Origin of the sequence: Sulfoacidibacillus ferrooxidans, assembly GCF_022606465.1 — a bacterium.
In the GTDB taxonomy this organism is placed as follows: Bacteria; Bacillota; Bacilli; order Alicyclobacillales; family SLC66; genus Sulfoacidibacillus; species Sulfoacidibacillus ferrooxidans.
In genome coordinates, this window is the sequence record NZ_JALBUF010000017.1 from 1 (window position 1) to 16,686 (window position 16,686).

Annotated in this window: 21 protein-coding genes; 16 read left to right on the plus strand and 5 right to left on the minus strand. The window is 43.7% G+C overall.

All coding sequences use genetic code 11. The features are described from left to right. Positions 1-227: 227 nt before the first annotated feature. The 4 genes from MM817_RS14210 (at position 228) to MM817_RS14225 (ending at position 2,180) form a co-directional block, all read left to right on the plus strand. Positions 228-443: a transposase gene (locus tag MM817_RS14210; protein WP_336605185.1), complete on the plus strand. Its 216-nt coding sequence runs from the start codon at positions 228-230 to the stop codon at positions 441-443. Between the two features lie 448 nt (positions 444-891). Next, positions 892-1,755 carry a hypothetical protein gene (locus MM817_RS14215; RefSeq protein ID WP_241716347.1) on the plus strand — a complete coding sequence of 288 codons (864 nt, stop codon included), beginning with the start codon at positions 892-894 and terminating at the stop codon, positions 1,753-1,755. A gap of 35 nt (positions 1,756-1,790) precedes the next feature. Then, the gene (locus MM817_RS14220) at positions 1,791-1,958 is read left to right on the plus strand and encodes a hypothetical protein (protein WP_241716349.1); all 168 of its coding nucleotides are present in this window, start codon (positions 1,791-1,793) and stop codon (positions 1,956-1,958) included. Between the two features lie 51 nt (positions 1,959-2,009). Beyond that, positions 2,010-2,180: a hypothetical protein gene (locus MM817_RS14225; protein ID WP_241716351.1), complete on the plus strand. Its 171-nt coding sequence runs from the start codon at positions 2,010-2,012 to the stop codon at positions 2,178-2,180. A gap of 416 nt (positions 2,181-2,596) precedes the next feature. Here the strand turns inward: MM817_RS14225 and MM817_RS14230 are convergent, their stop codons facing one another. Then, positions 2,597-3,334, minus strand: coding sequence for a hypothetical protein (locus MM817_RS14230; RefSeq protein WP_241716353.1), 738 nt, complete (start codon positions 3,332-3,334; stop codon positions 2,597-2,599). An 827-nt stretch (positions 3,335-4,161) separates the two neighbouring features. Further along, the gene (locus MM817_RS17530; protein ID WP_419723413.1) at positions 4,162-4,323 is read right to left on the minus strand and encodes an ApeA N-terminal domain 1-containing protein; all 162 of its coding nucleotides are present in this window, start codon (positions 4,321-4,323) and stop codon (positions 4,162-4,164) included. Between the two features lie 336 nt (positions 4,324-4,659). On the opposite strand from MM817_RS17530, the gene MM817_RS14235 reads away from it, so the two are divergent. Next, positions 4,660-4,818, plus strand: coding sequence for a hypothetical protein (locus MM817_RS14235; RefSeq protein ID WP_241716354.1), 159 nt, complete (start codon positions 4,660-4,662; stop codon positions 4,816-4,818). A 29-nt stretch (positions 4,819-4,847) separates the two neighbouring features. Here the strand turns inward: MM817_RS14235 and MM817_RS17055 are convergent, their stop codons facing one another. Further along, positions 4,848-4,991, minus strand: coding sequence for a transposase (locus MM817_RS17055; protein WP_336605186.1), 144 nt, complete (start codon positions 4,989-4,991; stop codon positions 4,848-4,850). A gap of 289 nt (positions 4,992-5,280) precedes the next feature. On the opposite strand from MM817_RS17055, the gene MM817_RS14245 reads away from it, so the two are divergent. The 5 genes from MM817_RS14245 to MM817_RS14265 all read left to right on the plus strand — a co-directional run bounded on the left by MM817_RS14245 (position 5,281) and on the right by MM817_RS14265 (position 9,224). Continuing rightward, positions 5,281-5,853 carry a PilZ domain-containing protein gene (locus tag MM817_RS14245; RefSeq protein ID WP_241716356.1) on the plus strand — a complete coding sequence of 191 codons (573 nt, stop codon included), beginning with the start codon at positions 5,281-5,283 and terminating at the stop codon, positions 5,851-5,853. A gap of 64 nt (positions 5,854-5,917) precedes the next feature. Further along, positions 5,918-6,187, plus strand: a complete 270-nt coding sequence (locus tag MM817_RS14250; protein WP_241716357.1) for a hypothetical protein — start codon at positions 5,918-5,920, stop codon at positions 6,185-6,187. Then, positions 6,180-6,515, plus strand: a complete 336-nt coding sequence (locus MM817_RS14255) for a hypothetical protein (protein ID WP_241716359.1) — start codon at positions 6,180-6,182, stop codon at positions 6,513-6,515. The genes MM817_RS14250 and MM817_RS14255 overlap by 8 nt, the downstream gene beginning before the upstream one ends. Positions 6,516-6,520: 5 nt before the next feature. Continuing rightward, positions 6,521-7,246 (plus strand): metal-dependent hydrolase, encoded by a 726-nt coding sequence (locus MM817_RS14260; RefSeq protein ID WP_241716361.1) that lies wholly within the window; start codon positions 6,521-6,523, stop codon positions 7,244-7,246. Between the two features lie 856 nt (positions 7,247-8,102). Next, positions 8,103-9,224 (plus strand): GerAB/ArcD/ProY family transporter, encoded by a 1,122-nt coding sequence (locus MM817_RS14265; RefSeq protein WP_241716363.1) that lies wholly within the window; start codon positions 8,103-8,105, stop codon positions 9,222-9,224. A gap of 825 nt (positions 9,225-10,049) precedes the next feature. Here MM817_RS14265 and MM817_RS17065 read toward each other — a convergent pair. Further along, on the minus strand, positions 10,050-10,175 hold the full coding sequence (locus MM817_RS17065) for a hypothetical protein (RefSeq protein WP_272880008.1): 126 nt from the start codon (positions 10,173-10,175) through the stop codon (positions 10,050-10,052). Between the two features lie 333 nt (positions 10,176-10,508). On the opposite strand from MM817_RS17065, the gene MM817_RS14270 reads away from it, so the two are divergent. From MM817_RS14270 to MM817_RS14280, 3 genes are all read left to right on the plus strand, one after another. Next, entirely contained in the window at positions 10,509-10,961 is a 453-nt protein-coding gene (locus tag MM817_RS14270) for a hypothetical protein (RefSeq protein ID WP_241716365.1), read from the plus strand. Positions 10,962-11,322: 361 nt separating this feature from the next. Continuing rightward, positions 11,323-11,460: a hypothetical protein gene (locus MM817_RS14275; protein WP_241716367.1), complete on the plus strand. Its 138-nt coding sequence runs from the start codon at positions 11,323-11,325 to the stop codon at positions 11,458-11,460. Between the two features lie 404 nt (positions 11,461-11,864). Further along, entirely contained in the window at positions 11,865-12,281 is a 417-nt protein-coding gene (locus MM817_RS14280; protein WP_241716369.1) for a hypothetical protein, read from the plus strand. A 63-nt stretch (positions 12,282-12,344) separates the two neighbouring features. Here MM817_RS14280 and MM817_RS14285 read toward each other — a convergent pair whose 3' ends face one another. After that, positions 12,345-12,629, minus strand: coding sequence for a hypothetical protein (locus tag MM817_RS14285; RefSeq protein ID WP_241716371.1), 285 nt, complete (start codon positions 12,627-12,629; stop codon positions 12,345-12,347). Between the two features lie 321 nt (positions 12,630-12,950). On the opposite strand from MM817_RS14285, the gene MM817_RS14290 reads away from it, so the two are divergent. The 3 genes from MM817_RS14290 to MM817_RS17535 all read left to right on the plus strand — a co-directional run bounded on the left by MM817_RS14290 (position 12,951) and on the right by MM817_RS17535 (position 15,550). After that, positions 12,951-13,124, plus strand: a complete 174-nt coding sequence (locus MM817_RS14290) for an AbrB/MazE/SpoVT family DNA-binding domain-containing protein (protein ID WP_241716373.1) — start codon at positions 12,951-12,953, stop codon at positions 13,122-13,124. A gap of 1,914 nt (positions 13,125-15,038) precedes the next feature. Continuing rightward, positions 15,039-15,293 (plus strand): hypothetical protein, encoded by a 255-nt coding sequence (locus MM817_RS14295; protein WP_067566764.1) that lies wholly within the window; start codon positions 15,039-15,041, stop codon positions 15,291-15,293. Further along, positions 15,290-15,550, plus strand: a complete 261-nt coding sequence (locus tag MM817_RS17535) for a type II toxin-antitoxin system RelE family toxin (protein WP_419723414.1) — start codon at positions 15,290-15,292, stop codon at positions 15,548-15,550. The genes MM817_RS14295 and MM817_RS17535 overlap by 4 nt, the downstream gene beginning before the upstream one ends. The last annotated feature ends 1,136 nt before the right edge of the window (positions 15,551-16,686 follow it).

The window sequence follows — 16,686 nt, forward strand, 5'->3', positions numbered from 1 at the left end:
ATTGCAGGGGTGCTCTTGATCCATGGCAATCCTTCCATCCCTTTATGGTTGGATTCGGTTAGTTTCTTGGCTTCTGCAATGTCGTTCATCTTGTTGCCTGAATTGGGCACGCCACAAGCATCCACGGGAAGAAAGCATCCTGCTGTTAGGCTATAGGGGTGGACACAATGAATCGAGAGTGTGAGAATAAGTAAATCGATTCGAGGTGTTCATGTTGGCAAAGACAAATAGATAAAGCACGGAATTTGGGCATGTCCGAGAAAACTCTATACGGCTGGATAGCTCAGTATAAAAATGATCTAAAGCATCTGTTTGTCGGACCTGGTTATCTAAAGCCAGATGCGCAAGCAACGCGGGATTTGGAGCGGGAAAATCGTGAGTTGAAAGAGGAACTAGAGATTTTAAAAAAGGCGCTGCGCATCGTAAGCCCAGACCGGAAGTAAGGTATCCATTCATCTATGATCACCGCTTCGACTATTCGGTTCAGAGGATGTGCAACGTGCTTGAGGTCTATCGAAGCGGGTACTATGCATGGTTATAAGCGCCCTATAAGGGGGTATCGCCAACAAAACGCTGATTTACAACGCCACAAATTCCTTTATTTAGTTAATAACAAGAATGTGTGTACCCATGCAGATGATTTCACGAGAAAAACTGAGCCAATTTCGGAGAAGCTGTTGACCTCGTTTTGATTCTTATGGATTAGGGTAAACCGATCTCTTAAAAGCATGACTGGTTTCGGCCCCCAGCATTACGATATATAAAAACATCCTAGTTACCAGATAATCAAGCGGTCTGAACCTCCCTATGGATAAATCCATGGGAGGTTCAGACCGAAAGGGAAATCACCATCCTAAAGCGAAATATATCCGCAAAAGGGGGATATCACTTTTGCTATCCGCGATGATTTTTGTCATTGGCATTTTCGCGGGCATGATGCTACTCGCACTTATCAAGTCAAGAAACATGAACTTGTCATGGAAAATTGTACAACCATTCCTTCTGCCTGCCGTAATGATTCTCGTAGCCTTGTACCTCATCGTCATGAACTGGTCAATCTTCGTTCATGCACCAAGCATTGGCTCATGGCATGCATTGCAAACTGTACTCCTGAAAAATCCCGCCAACGAAACTGTCATTTTATTCGGCGTTTTTTTTGGGTTGCTTGGTATTCTTTCATATGTGATACGGATTCCGTTGTCCAATTGGCAACAAATCAAGCTTTTTGGACTCTTTGAAGCCACTCGTGTGAAAGAAGAGGCGAAGGATCAGTTTCAAGCTTTTCGCAAACTGGAGTGGGATCGCATGACCGCCCTTGGCACCATGGCTTCTGAATTAGGGATACGTATCGTTCAGGAGCGCATGGCAGGTCTTGACCTGGATGCGGAATCCGTCCTAAACACCTTGTGCGAAGCGATTGTTAATTGCTACGACATAGATGAAATGAAAGCATCCATTAGCACTGGGCACTTCGATCGGATTAGGACAATAGAACTATCTCTTCCATCACTCGTGGAAGAAGCAATACGTATTCCGCAAGTGGTTCCAGTGAGAGGAAATTGGGGTTCCGCCATGGTGGTTCCTATCTGCTTCGGAAACGCAAACTATGTTGTATGGTTTCATTCCATTAACTATACGTTCACCGAGACAGATACTGCCTTCGTGGAAGCGATGGTGAATATACTAGAATCCAACTTCGAACGTGCGCTGATTCAAGAATATATAGAAGAAGTAGGCGCCACGGACGAGCCATGATATACTAAATTTGATTATGAGAGGAGGAGATTCCAATGACGCTAGCCGCGCTCAAAGCCAGAGTACGTGTCGTTCCACCAACGGAATCTACCCGGTCGTCTATGGCTGCAAAGGAACTGCTAGAACTTCAACGAAAGCGTTCCAAACAGTATTCGGCTCAAAAGGATTCAGCAGTCGAGGAGTTTGTGAATCGATTGAAATAGGTTTAGCATCCCATAAAATGGACAAGACTGTCTCCTAGAGGTGAGATAGTCTTGTCCATCTTTTCGTTTAGCACTCAATCCGGACCTGGAAAGCGCTCCGGCAAGAAAAAAAAACCTATTACGTGGAAAGAAGCCATTGGTACCTACAAAAAGGATCGCGGATGGGAGAATGTAAAACATAGTCGTGACCCTTTAACGCCAAAGGGCAAACGCTTTTTCTGATTTCCTAATCCATGGTCTTCTGTTCGGCGGAGCACATCCCTGATCCCCATTTCCCGTCACTTCCATTTCTTATTCTGTTAATCATCCTGATACTGTGTCTACTCTATTGACACAGTATCAACTTTCCGTGCTTATGTAACATAGTATGTTGACAATGTATGCATGCCAGAGGGCGAAGCTGTGTAAAATTTGGGTTCTCGCAAAAACGAAGATAGCTCTTTACATCGGTATTCCAGTCCATATATGATTGACTCCCACGCGGTTTAAATCACACGTTCGCATAAGAGAACCAGGCATCCAAACCTAAGAGGTCTCTCTTTTTTATGCGCTCCTGTTAATGATTGTCGTTCCACCATCATACAGCACACGACAACCCCCTTTAAAATCTTCCGCCATCCTATACGGCAAAAAACCGCCTACCTTCCGTCAGTCAAGGTGAGCATGGCGGTGTTTGTTTGGTTTGGGTAATAGAAAACATCACAGGGAGATTGAGGGTTATCAAGGATTTTTGATCCGATTAAATAACCCATTGAATGCCATATCGAAAAACAGACCACATTATATTGAAGGATGATAATTTTTATTGGAGCCGGCAAAATTATGGAATTGTATGGATTTGTATTACTTAGCGGTTGTTGGTGTGTAATTGTAATCCAAGAAGCCGCTGCGACTGCAAATGCGTCTACCTTGTCACGATTAATTCCCTTCAACGATGAGAACATTTTAGAGATTTTGTATTGACCTGCCATAAAACCTTCATAGAGGTATACACTAGGCTTTTTGGGTGGATGGGGGAGGAACAATGAAGTATAGATATAATATTTTGAGTTGTATATTAACTTGAGGATATCCGGTAAATACACCCAACTCATTGCCGTAGCTGCTGCTCCACTACGGTTGTACCACTGGAGATTTGGAGCTTCCTGATCAAAACGGGGTTTAAATTCGTTAATGGACCACATCGGCGCATCAACCCCTATGGCAATTGCTACCCCAGTTTGCAAATCATTTTGTAAAGCTTGTTTAAGTTGTTCGAATTTTTCTTTATATTTGCTATCAGGTGAAGAGTGGGCTGTAATGTTTCCTTGTTGATCGATCCTGCACCATGCAAATGACTTGTTACCTATGTCAAGGCCGTATGATACCAAATTCATTACAGCACCTCCAAAAAACTTGCGTCAAGTAGCTTCGATGTTATTTATTACTTGCACACATTTTGGTACACTCCACCGGGGTCTAGATTTCACCCTCCTAGTCCTTATGTGTATTATAGTTTTACCCTTCTAACATTATGACACAACGCATTCGCTACCACCTAGACTGGTCATTGCGTTTTTACTGTTGCAATCGGCCTCATCCCTACCCGTGGGCATTGCATACATTTGTCGAAACTGCACGCAGACCAAGGTAGGCCTGGATTTACTCCGGGCCTCATCCCGCCGATTGAGTGCTCACTATGGAAGTGCATCTATCCCTAGCAGGATCGCAATAAATTCATACCTTATGGAGCAGCAAGTATGGTGTTAAATGACGTATATCCCTTTATTGGTATATAGTGTATAAATGGTCTTTAGTACATCACCTTCATGAACCCATTCATTACGGATAGACACAATATCTTCATCGAAGGCTGATTGCTTTAGTGGGGAGAGCAGACGATATGCGATTGGAAGGGTAGGTTCTTTAGCAAGTCGCTTAGGCATTTGCGCAATGAATACTCATTGCAAAGTTTGTAATTATAGATTGATAACTATCGTCGTCAATGTACTTCCCAAAAAAGACTCGGCAATGGTAGAATTCGAGGACTTTTACTAAGGAAGGGAAAGATAACTGGATGTACTGGTTTGGATGGAAGATTATATTAGAATATAGGTCCAATGTGGGGTTAAGCGTGTCCGAGATCTGCAACCAAAGCGGGATTGAACTGTGAGTTACAAGGGCAAACTGTTCAAATTGTATAGGATACACTGTCAGGGTCCATTCATTGAGATATCACCTTGGGCATGGTTGAAAAGAAGACGCTACAGTTCCAAAATGGGTCATCCCCACACGGAACGGATACTTTTTTGGCGTAAGTCGGTCTACCCATCATGATACTTAAGAGCTTTTGCAGGCTTTCAACACGTTTAAAAAACCAAAACACCCAACTATTACTCTACCCTTATATCTGTCGAAAGATAAAAAGGGAGATGTGAGAGGGGTGTTGAAAGTGCCACAACAACAGTATATCCATTTTCTCAGACAAATGGGCGGTTATTCTATCCAAGAAATTGCTAAGCAGACGAAAGTGAACTGGAGAACCGCCAAAAAGTATGCAGACCACGAAGACTGGAATAAAGCATTGAGGTGCCTAAGCGATGGGTTCCAATACTCAGCGAGTACAAGAAAATTATCGATACTTGGCTAACGAAAGATTGTAGCCTCCCTCGAAAATTGCGTCAGGCGGGGACTCACATCTGTTTTCGTTTTAAAGATGGGGATGGCTACAGGAAGTTTGCGCACGGTGCGCAGTTACGTTCAATACCGTAAAGAACACATGAAACTGGAAAATGCACCAAGCTATCAACGATTAGAACACAGCGATGGTAAAGCACAGGCTGACTTTATCTTTTCTTTTGTATCCATCACTTTATATTAGGTCTAGCTACACCCATTGAAACTCGGATCTTAAGTCAAGAGAAAAAAATTTGACGAAGTCGTCTCAGACTCGTTATCCCCAAACATTATGTAGAGAATTTTACGATATCCTTCTTCGTTGACACCGGTGGCAATCATGGCTGCACGGAAGCGAACTCGACCATCCTCCTGAATATTAAAATGATCCCATTCACAAGTACAACGGGTATTGCTTCTCCTTCAAATTGCGCCTATTCCACGCCTCCATAATAGTGGCAAGTCGTTTGCTCAGTTCAAAGACTGTCGATTTTGAGAACTCTGCTCCACAAGTTACTCCGTGATCGCTGTGACCTTTTTTGTCGATAACACTTGAATCACTATTTGCACAAGAGTGAGCGGTTTTTCATGAAAAAGTGGAGTGAAAATGGGGGGTTTTTGGGGTTGACTTTCCGTTACAGTGATAAAAAAGGAGATGATCATCATCGTGAATCGAGTATCAACCGTGAGCTGGATGGATCAAAAACAACCAATAGAATTTATTACCACAATGCAACGAAGAGAGGAAGAAGTCTGGATCCATGCTAGTGATGAACTCATCAACACCTATCCATTACCCATCGGAAAAGTGCTTAAAGTCGATGTTAGGAATCAACAATCGTTCAAAATGGTCCGATTCGATGGGTGTGTGCTTGGTATCGCAGAAGAAGAAGGGCAGAAATATATACGCCTTGGTTTTTGCACATCAGAGAAGGAACTTGACGAATATCGAATCCATTGGATCGACGTCGAACTAGACGTCAAGATTGAACGTGTCCATGGGGATGTCGATGAATTCTGGATGGAGAACCTGTCAACTGGTGGGTTCGGGATTGGGACAGGATTTGACGGATTCAACATGAACGAACGCGTGCGAGGTTCATTTGAAGGAGTCGAATTCATTGGACAAGTCGTACGCATCGAAAAAGATGAATGTGATCGGACGATTCGGCACATCGGTATACGCTTTATCGAGGTCGATCGTCAGCGTGTACTAGCCATCATAAAACAATGGGAATAAGGTGCCGAAATCGCCCAATCAAGAGAAACATACAAGGTAAAATGAATGTGCGAGGTGAGTAGGTATGGAAGAAAAGGAATGGGACATCATCATTCGACGCGTAGCTAGGCTTTATGAAAAAACGGTGGTGGATATGGTTGTCTTTCTCTCCAAGCGTGAATCACTAGCTATTGTTTTGCAGCTCATGGGCTATAACGATTCAGAGAAAGAGACTCATCGTCTGAGTAGCACAGAACTAAAGGCGTTAGAGTCGTATTTCCGCAGATTTGGCTGTGTGTTGCCTCAAGAAGTGGTGCTACGAAGTGTATGTGCAGAGGCGGTGCGTCATGGATGATATCGAAGTATCGCTAAACGCTGATCAGTTTGAACAATATCTAAAGAAGATCCCACCGTCTGAGTTGCGCAATATCAGCTTACTTTTTTTGATTCGATCGGATATCAACATCTTCAAATTGCGGGAATACATCATGCTTGCCGCAAAAGCGTATCAGCAAGTGCAGGCTGGATGGTCAACGACACTGATCAAATTCAGTGGGCAGACCGCAGAAGAATGGGCAGAGAAAGTCACGAATCAGATGGAGAAGTTTGCACCTGAACTGTTGGATGCGATGAACCATTGGCAATTTTCGATCGATGAGATGACCGATCAAAGAGAGGAATGAGTGATATGCTCGGACGCACCCATATGGCCATCGGAGCGATTGGAGCCACGGTGATCACACCACTGTTGATACGCTTTCCGTGGGAGCCGATTTCAGCGATGCGGACGGTTAATCTTGTACCAGAAGCGCTCGTGGTGGTAGGAGCGGTCTTAGGTTCGCTTGTACCGGATCTGGATGAATCACATTCACTGTTAGCAAGGAAAGCAGAGATGGTGGGGCGGATCGCTTTTTTGCTGATTGCGTTGTATGTGCTCTTTGTAGGACATGTACCACTGACGCCGTTTAGTCTAGTAGGTTATGCGTTGCTGGCGTTTACGTTGTTCTCGCGAGCGAATCTGATGCGAAAGATCGCGCTTGGGGCTGTGGGGTTATTCGCCATCTACGGTGTGGTCACTCATGTGATGCCACTCGTGGCTGGACTCGCCTTCTTGGCTTGGAGTATGGGTGCTGTCTTTACGAGTCATCGGACGTTCACGCATAGCGTGCTTGGGATTGGGTTGTTTTCACTGGGCATGATGATGAGCTTGCACGGGTTGTGGGCAGTGTGTGCGGAGGCTGCGATGGCAGGATATGCGCTTCATTTGATTGCTGATGGAATTGCAGGTGGTGTGCCCCTGTTGTGGCCACTTCCAGCACGACAAGGCATACGGCTGGTGAAGACGGGAAGTGCGGCCGATCATGCGATTGGATGGGTTGCGGTAGCTGGATTTCTTTTGTTGGCGGTGAAATAGGTACTAAGCATCCTTCCGGAGGAGAAAGTGATCAACGATCAAACCAGATGTACATCGGGCATAATGAAAAAAGGTCGATGTGAATACCATCGGCCAAGGGGATTCCGATGGCTAGCTGTGGGGACAGCAGCAACGGAAAGCGCTCAATACAACAATCGTAGTATACATGAACATGGGTGAAATTGCGATATAAAAATTAAGGATATTCTTGAATTCTATTATAAAAAGTCATGCATTGTGTTAGATGAATCACACATGAATGTGTGTTATGAAAAAAGTATTCAGAAATGCCTGATAGGTTGCATAAACGGTGATTGATCTAGGCTATTGCGATAATTGTCACGCATTCCTTCTTTTATGTCTATCAATGTAACCAATCATCACGTAGGGTAAAAGCAGATTAGAACAAATTATGATTTGACAGGTGCAGTTTCAAACAGGTATTGATTGCAGATTAGAAGTGCACATGTTTCTAACTGATAACGCTCCACCCACTTTTTCTATAACATCGAATCTTTTGGTGTGGACAAAGGTAATCGTCCATCTAATTATTTCAAGTTCTGACTCGGTGAACAATCTCCCACCGTATGGATAACCGAAGCCCGTTGAGGTCCATTGAGTATGCATAGACCCATCTACCCAAAGTCAGAGGATGTGTTCAGCACTTTTTTACAATTACTTATGGGTAATGCTAAAAGTTAAAAAGAAGTTTTAAAAAACCATGTAAGTCCCAAAATCTTCGTTTTCTGAACCCTCTAGTAAGGATATTGGGAGGGTATAAAAATGATGTTTATGCATGGAATCTTGGTGCCTGGGTAACCTGTATATACCTGTATTGATGAAGGATGGATATTGATTGATTAAAGATGGCCATATCAGTCCCATGCAACTCATCTCACTGTTCTTTATCCTGATAGTTGGGAAAGAAATGAATTCTAGTATTTTAATTCTTATTCACGCAGGGCATAATGCTGCTGAATTACTCCTCATGATCAGTCAAATGATCATGGTTATCGTGATTGCATGCATGCTGCCTCTATGTAAAGATCCTTCTAAAAATTTATTCGATCATTTCTTTGATTATTTTGGACCCATTGTTGGTTTTGTTTTTAGCCTAATTATGTTTGTTGCTCTCATGCTTGATCTCTCTATAAATGTAACCTTTGATCTTGAACAAATACGGAGCATTTTCTTACCAACAACACCCATTGCACTTATTGTATTCATTTTAGTGTTAAGCATGATCATCCCTGTATATTATGGAATAGAGGTACTTGGTCGCACCAGTTTATTCATGTTGTATTTTATTGGAGTAACCATTTTATTTACCATTGTATTTTCTTTATCCAATGCGAACCTGAATAATATCCCTCCTGTTTTTGGCCCGGGGATGGGTGCTCTTCTTAAACAAGGAATAGTACATGTTGGCTTTTTTGGTGAATTGATTGCGTATCTCATGATGCGTCCGTATCTTCGTAGTTATTCCAGTTTCAAACGTTCTTTTTATTTTGTGTCCGGAAGCACATTGATCATTGGCGTTTTACAAGTACTCTCCGTGCAATTCGTTTTCCCGTATCCGTCCAATGATCAATTATTTTTTCCATTAATTGAGATGGCGAAATTGATTTATTTCGGAAGATTTATTCAACACGTTGAGTCCATCTATGCCGTTGCATGGTTAGTAGCAATGTGTGTACGGTTAAGTTTTATGATGTATGTATTGTCAGTGGCAGCAGCAAGCATGGTGAGAGCTACGAATTATCGTCGATTTGTTCCTTCAATTGCTGCACTCGTTTTTTATATTGCCTTACTACCAAGCACATTGTCTGATGCGATTGATTTTAAAGATGTGGTATTAGAACAACGTCTCCCCTTTCTTTATGGAACCATTCTCATACTATTTATCATCGTGGGTTATTTTAAATTGTGGAGAAACAAACGAGCGGATACTAAAAAGGCAAAGCTTCAGTCGGCTTGATCCAGTCTGTAGCACATGATGACATGTAGACTATCGTCAACCTACAGCATCCTTTTTTACCCTCATAATAGGTTTTTTCTACCTTGGGCTTCTATCAAAATCATAGACACAAATAGACGAACTCATGAAGCCATGGATTTGGATCCATGATCATCCATCATCAGAGTAGTTATCTGGTGAAGGTCTACTCGCAGACTCAACGAATGAAAACATACGCTGTCTAATATGAACTCCTACTATTCTGTGTTGGAAGTGCTCTATGCACACATGCTCTGCAAAACTGTACTTTTTACATGCAAAATATACCGGGAGAAATACCATCAAGTGACTTCACGATGGAGGGCCATCCGACATGGGTTGTGAAGCAACGATCACGACCAGATTATTTAACGAATGGTTGCCAGACAAGCATGTGATGCCTCTCATCGTTTAGCCAGTATGCAACTACCAATCACCTGGGGCATTATCAATACCCCAGGCGATCCTTTTGAAACGTTTGCGTTGTCTACAATCCTCACTATGCCTCAAAGATGATGCCAAACGCTATCTTCGACTCACGCCTGTACTCAAGTGGTCCTGGTTGGGTGAGCACCTCAGATACGGTCACATCCTTCTCCCACTGTACGCTGCGCTTGAACCCTGCGAACGAATGGAATGAGAAGTGAGAACAACGCAAAAATAATCAGAAACACAACCATCACCAGTTGAATCCAGTGTGACCCCATCATATCCATGGGCCCCTAGTCCAATGTTGGAGGCGAGGGGATGTGGTACACTTTGTGAACCACGAGAGTCTTTGAAAACCATGGGTAAGGGACATGCGCATCAGTTACCAGGCCCCGTTGTGCACACCGTCTGATAACTGGGAACAAGCAAGAAAAACAGCACGAAGATGATCAGAAAAACGACGGCCCAACGAGTATAGTTGCCAAATGTACCGCGATCGTACATAAATCCACCTCCGCTAATGATTTCTCATCATTCTAGTCAACTAATCCTCTTTTTTCGAAGGACGATTCTAGGCAATCACGGGTCAACAGATCGAATCCTCTCTGTTCATGACTTAACAATATGTGGGATGAAGGAATGTGATGTAGGTTCTTTCCTCAAAGGAATCCATGGTAACAAGAGAACTTTTTAAACCATAAGGAAGCAAGCCCTTTATTTTACATATACATAGGGCGTGGGACGAGAAATGTACATATACTCATACAAGATGACGGTAGAACGGCCATTGAGCAAGGGAACGTCACCAAACACATGAAATGCTGGGGAGTGAGGTCAATGGCTAAAAGGGAGAAACCATCACATGTGCAAGTACTACGTAAAGAGAGAGGAACATCAGGCAAGCCAACCACAGACGATCAAGTACTATCTGATGCGATGATCGACTTGTTGTATGATCGTATCGTGAAGGATCCACAGACCAATCGTCGTCTTTCCAAGCGGGTTCATTCGTTTTCTCCTGATGTTGCGCACCAAGGTGAGGATGTCTGGGTACTGGTAGCCGAGGAGATTACGCCGATTAAAACCTCTCAAGGCGACTTGACTTTGCATGATTTTTTGAAGGGCTTTCGCGCTGGGGCAGAGATCCATGTGCATCGTGACGAGATTCTTTTTGGTCTTTTAACTTTAGTCGCGGAACAAGAATCGTTTCGCGTAGCTCCAGTGGGAAAAACATGGTGGGCTGTGTCGCGTGCGGGGTCTCTGAATGAATCTGGCGAAGAGAAATCGTAGAGAGATTTTTAGGGATGAAGAGGAGGGCAACTTCTGTAAGATAGGTTCCCGTAACCACAACGTTACGGGAACCTATCGTTATCTGACCCTCATTTCCAGACGAACAACTCTGATCATGGAAAGATCATAACCATATCCAACAATTGGGTTATAAAGGATGACAAATCACCCACACAAAGGCCTCCTTTCGTAGCGTATCTTATGTGAGCGATGAGAAAGGAGGCCATTTCATATGGAGACATTCGGTGGATATACGCGATGGGCTGTGGTCTTTTTAATTATTTTTGTTCTGTTCTTCTTGCTCGTCCCAGGTTACGGCGGAGGCGCGTACTAAGTTATTGGTGCAAAAGGAGACCATCTCATGGATGGTGTCTTCGGTGGGTACACCCGATGGGTGGTAGTGTTTTTAATCATCTTTGTTTTGTTCATGTTGTTTGTACCAGATGTGTACGGAACAGGTGGAGGCGCAGCCGCAGTTGGTGGGTACGGCGCATGCTAAGTGATGGCTTAGGGATCGCACCTTGACTTTGAACCAGACAAAAACAAGGGCATGATGTCTATGTTTCAAGATGTTAGAACGACACGAAGCGTAGTGGGGTTGGGCTAAAGAGAATAGGTGTAGGTATTACCTGGTTGAAGTTGATTGGCTAGTCGGCTACTCGTAATTTTGGATAGCCGACTTTTTCACGTCGTCATTTGAAATAGGTGGTTTCTATAGGCACATTGCCATTGTACGAAAATATATTCCACCTTATGTGATGAGGGTGTAAGAAGGCTCGTCCTCATGGTTACCACACTCATGTCGAGAAGGCATGATAGGCAAATTCACTATTTTTCTCCAAGACAGGAGACCAAATATAGTCTGATGAGTATGATGAGGTATCTTAAACAAGGAGGATTGTCATGATGCAACCATCTTACACTTCTTCATCCAATCATACGCAATTAGATGAAGTCATGATCAGGAACTACGATCAAACTCAAGAGGATATGAGGGAATTGCGAGCAGCCTTACGTAAGTTATCCAGTAAAATAGATCAACAGCAACTAACTGTTGTGCCAAATAATCAGGAACAGATTATCTTTAGGACAGTTACACCACAGGAAAAAGTCATGATGATTCGTTATGTGAGGGAGAATATTGAAAAATTTAATGAAGTAACTGATCGCTTGAATGATCTACATCAAGAGTTGCAAGGATGGAAGGAATTTAGATCAGAATTACAAGAGGTAAAAGAACAACTCCATCATTGGAAAACCACTCAATTAGCCAACACCGAGACTGTTGGATCTCAGCAGATACAAACAGTCGTTCCGTAATTCATAAACTATCCAGGAGAAAACAAACATCCTTATGGTTTTCTCCTGGATAACATATAGTGATTACCACCACCATGGACCAAGGGCACCGATGGCTAACCATGGTAGAAAGAAGAATGGCCAAAAGACTTCCTCTAGTTCAATATTTCCGGTGTCAGTAAACAGAAGTGGATCAAGATTCAATGGATCAGCATGGTCAGCCTTCACTGTTGTTTGACGATTCAATGAACGAAGATACACACCATCTGTAGTCACTGAATGGAGAACCCCATAATGAACGCGTCCATTAGCATGTACGTACACGGGTCGACCGACTAGTGAAGTCGCTTGACGATAGAACGGATGCACACCTATCCCTCCTCAGGTCAATGTAAATGATTACTTGTGTGATATATAAATGCAGACCTCGTGACTTATGAGTGAGTCACATGCCCTATAGTAAATACTTGGATGTCTATAACCTTGTACACTTGTAAGGGATACAAGTAGGTGTAGAGAAAAGTATTCTAACTAAGAATTAGTTTAGTGGGTACTATAGAATGGATATATCTTGATATGGGGTTAGCTTGCTATCTGCGATTGAGATGACGTTGATTTTGGTCACATGAAATTAGGATGCAATGGGACAGAGGCTAAAGAATAAGCTAAATAAACCAGGAGGCGATGAAGATGACTGATTTTGAAGAGGCTCCACTAGCATCCAAGTGGGTAGTGTATATAGATGAAACAGGTATGATTTCATTGCCGTATGTGATTTGTGATCAGTTAGGATTTCAGATAGGCGACGAAGTTGAGTTAGATCTAGATGAACAGCACATTTATATGAGGCATGTTCAAAAATAAACAACAAGGTGGATGGAAGCTAAGAAATTAAAAGATCGTAATGGTTCCCATTCATGCTCATTGGTTTGTTTTACACTATCATAGCTCGTCACTCTTTTTCTGATTCTCTTCTCATGGATCAATCCAGGTGGTTCTAAAAGCCTCTACCTTTGCGCTCTCGTGGGCTCTCACGTTGACTTTTGCCACCGTGACCATCCTACACCTTATGCGCACGCGGATTCCCGTTGTCAAACGACCTGCGTAAACTGCTCACGCCTTCGCTTAAAGGCGTGAGCTTCTTGCTTTCATTGATCGATGTCTATTTGCCGGTAGTAAGTGGTGGGTTGATCTGTATAACGAATGTACATTCACCGATCACGATAGTAGACTACTCGTTCCTCAAGTGCTCGGTTGTGTAGCTTTCGACACAAACAGAAGGTGTGAAAGAGATTGTGTTCCCGTTCTTTGATAGGGTCCAAGCGAAAACGCAACACGCTCATGGTTTCGTTCTCCTTGGGTTTCGATGTACTTTTTGATGGTCGCACTCTGAGGCACCTCCTGTCGTTAGCAAGCAGACATTGCGTGACCATACTTATTTTCTCTAAAGCGATGAATTCTTTTGTAAGCGTTGATAAACGTAGATTGATCAGAGTTAAAATGCGTCGTGAAGAACATATAGACATGATCGAGGGGAGATCTCTTTCTGAAGCGTGATCCTGCCTGCTGATAGTATAGCAAAATAAGGTAAAATTAGCCATTCATCTTCCGCATAAGAGGTGGGAAACTTCGCTTGCCAGGGCATTAAAATAAGTGTACATAAAGCGTACATAGCACCTGAGTTAAAGTCGGGCGCTTTTTTCATGCAAAATTGAGTAGTGAAAATGGAGGATTTTATCGCTTGACTTTCGATTACGCTTGAGGTTGAGAAGTTCAAGTAACAAGAAAGGAGCGTCGCTTTACTAAGCGTATCGAATAGACTGACTTCACCAAAAGTGACGGCAGGGTTGCTAGGCCACGTTCCAGCGGCTGTATGGGTTATTGGTGACTGTGTTGTTGTGGTCGTCTACCACCAATCGATAGGTCATCAGCCATGCAAAAGGCGATTGGGTAATTGTGATCATGGGGGGACTAGTTGGAGGGGGCATGTGGCAACATACTGCGAAAACAGGAAAGGTACCATCGTTTCATAACGCTGTGGAATGACTCGATGCAAGTATTCTTGCAACAATTGCCCTTGCGGCACATACTATCTTTTATCTTGGACTCTTTCAGTCTTGCTCGGCTGCTCAGCCGTAAACGTCTGATTCAGTATGTTGTCATCTACAAATGGATTAGAAGTCGGTGTCGCTGTGCCACAGCATTCCTCGGGCAACAAGCGACAGTGCTGGATGCGTATGTCCGTCAACGTATTCGAAGGTGCCGCCTGACTCAAAGAGGTGGCAGCGAGACATACAGAAGAGCCAATATGCTATCGGTTATCTACACGCACGAACGACGTATAGGAGCGGGGCTTCCGTACGCCGAGAGAATCATCCGTGAGGCAGCTATGGGACATCTTTTAACGGATGACGACTACCTAGTGGTCATCCATGAGCGCAGGGGAAAAACGGCCTCAGCTAAGCGACAATCTAAGGCTAGCGATACAGCGTACTGGGCTAGACGGGCTATTGCGTACGAGCGAGCACAGGAATGTGTTCGCAGGTTCGAGAGTAAGTGACGTAGAGCGGTTTGCGGGAAAACTGCACGAGCCGTTCACTGAGGGGCTGGCCTTGGAAGAGGTCGGCCTTCTCTATCAATTTGTTTCACTTCCCTTTTGAACGCAGTATCACGCAAACTTGACGTCTTCAAAAAACGATTCGCGCGCGTTATAATTACCTTATCCAGTTGTGCAATATTGTACGGGTCTATACTATTATTATGAAAGGAGGGCTATCGGTGACTGTGGAGCGGGAAGAACTGCGGCGTTTGGTGGATGAACTCCCTGAAAATGAGTTGAATGCGGCACGCCGATACCTCGAATTCATTCGAGACGTGGGGAAGGATCCTGTTCGCTTTGCACTTGAAAACGCTATGCTTGATGATGAACCGGAAACAGATGAAGAGAGGGAACGTGCTAAACGGGCGGATGAGGATTTCATGGCTGGGCGAACGACGTCTATGGACGAACTGAAGAGAGAACTGGGGCTGTGAGATACGAGATTGAATGGTCTCAAGGTGCCCTGAAGGACATTCGGCGGTTGGACAAGCCCCTGATCGCGCGAATTACACGGGCCATTGAGGTATTCGCCGAGACGGGTCGTGGAGACGTGAAGCGTCTGACCAACGCGGATGGCGCGTATCGTTTACGCGTGGGCGAGTGGAGAGTTCGATTCCGCCTTGTTCATAGGGAGATTCAAATTATGTTCATCCAGGCCGTGTTGCCTCGGGGTGAAGCGTACAAACGCTGACTTGCGCAGCTGACGATCGGCTTGGACCTAGTATAAGGTAGTGGACACCAATGGAAGGACTACTATACTGTGATTGCGACACTACAAAATTCCCCTTTTGAATGAAAGTGATCATACCATTTTAACAGACGAGTCAACTACACCCATACTTTTTGCCGTGAGTTTTGGAAATAGCAGACGTGCTCGCACAATGCTATGCAATCTCATATCCAGAGTATCTGGACGACCAACGGACGATCAGCCATCTGATGGCGAGTGTGCACATCCCAGAAAGACCTTATGGTCGAGTGAAACCCATCCACCCGTTGTTATAGGATGTGTCGACCATGCGCCCACGCGAAAACTCTTGCGCGAACAAGTGCACACACTTCATGATGGGATCATCTACCACCAATCGATCGGTCATCAGCCATGCAAAAGGCGATTGGGTACTTGTGATCAATGGAGGACTATCTGGAGGGGGCATATGGCAACATACGGCGAAAACAGCAAAGGTAGGTTTCATAACGCTGTGGAATACTCGATGCAAGTAATCTCGTAACAGTAGCCCTTGCGGCTCATACTGCGTTTCATCTTGAACGTGATTCCACTATTAAACGATCATATTGTCATTAGGCTGTATGCACTCATAATCTCGCGCAAACGGGTCGAAACTTCATCATCAATCACTTTCCGTAGTTACTTACTTGATGATCAGCATTAAGGGTAGTACATCAAGAAACTGAATGAATATTGCTCTCAAGTTCAATTTGTTATTATTACTGATAGTATATCACGAGAAGAAAAAACACGCCCTTTATCTCGGTGTCTTAAAGGTGGGGGAATTCTGGCGTAAGATTTTAAAAAAAGAGAATAAAGTAGCGAACTAAATTTAAAACACAATACGTCAGACTATTTTAATGTTTTCTGCTTGTAGTGTTTATCATTTTGTCTTACTACTAGTGCAAGCAAGAATAGATGCGCTGGATAGGCATACTTAGTTTTGGTATAAGGCGCCGCTGGGAGACATGCTAAAATAAATGGTGAACGTGGCGTAATTAGCACGGACGTAGTAGAGGTGCAAGTTTTGGTGAATATATGCTCAAATAACAAGGAATACAGACATTGATCTAGAATACGTTATATGAAGCATTATG

Excerpts from the sequence above, each read along its gene's own strand:
- MM817_RS14220 (WP_241716349.1), top strand. The coding sequence starts at position 1,791 with ATGACGCTAGCCGCGCTCAAAGCCAGAGTACGTGTCGTTCCACCAACG.
- MM817_RS14230 (WP_241716353.1), bottom strand. The coding sequence starts at position 3,334 with ATGAATTTGGTATCATACGGCCTTGACATAGGTAACAAGTCATTTGCA.
- MM817_RS14280 (WP_241716369.1), top strand. The coding sequence starts at position 11,865 with ATGATGCAACCATCTTACACTTCTTCATCCAATCATACGCAATTAGAT.
- MM817_RS14270 (WP_241716365.1), top strand. The coding sequence starts at position 10,509 with ATGGCTAAAAGGGAGAAACCATCACATGTGCAAGTACTACGTAAAGAG.
- MM817_RS14255 (WP_241716359.1), top strand. The coding sequence starts at position 6,180 with ATGGATGATATCGAAGTATCGCTAAACGCTGATCAGTTTGAACAATAT.
- MM817_RS14235 (WP_241716354.1), top strand. The coding sequence starts at position 4,660 with ATGGCTACAGGAAGTTTGCGCACGGTGCGCAGTTACGTTCAATACCGT.
- MM817_RS14290 (WP_241716373.1), top strand. The coding sequence starts at position 12,951 with ATGACTGATTTTGAAGAGGCTCCACTAGCATCCAAGTGGGTAGTGTAT.
- MM817_RS17065 (WP_272880008.1), bottom strand. The coding sequence starts at position 10,175 with ATGTACGATCGCGGTACATTTGGCAACTATACTCGTTGGGCCGTCGTT.
- MM817_RS14250 (WP_241716357.1), top strand. The coding sequence starts at position 5,918 with ATGGAAGAAAAGGAATGGGACATCATCATTCGACGCGTAGCTAGGCTT.
- MM817_RS14275 (WP_241716367.1), top strand. The coding sequence starts at position 11,323 with ATGGATGGTGTCTTCGGTGGGTACACCCGATGGGTGGTAGTGTTTTTA.
- MM817_RS14260 (WP_241716361.1), top strand. The coding sequence starts at position 6,521 with ATGCTCGGACGCACCCATATGGCCATCGGAGCGATTGGAGCCACGGTG.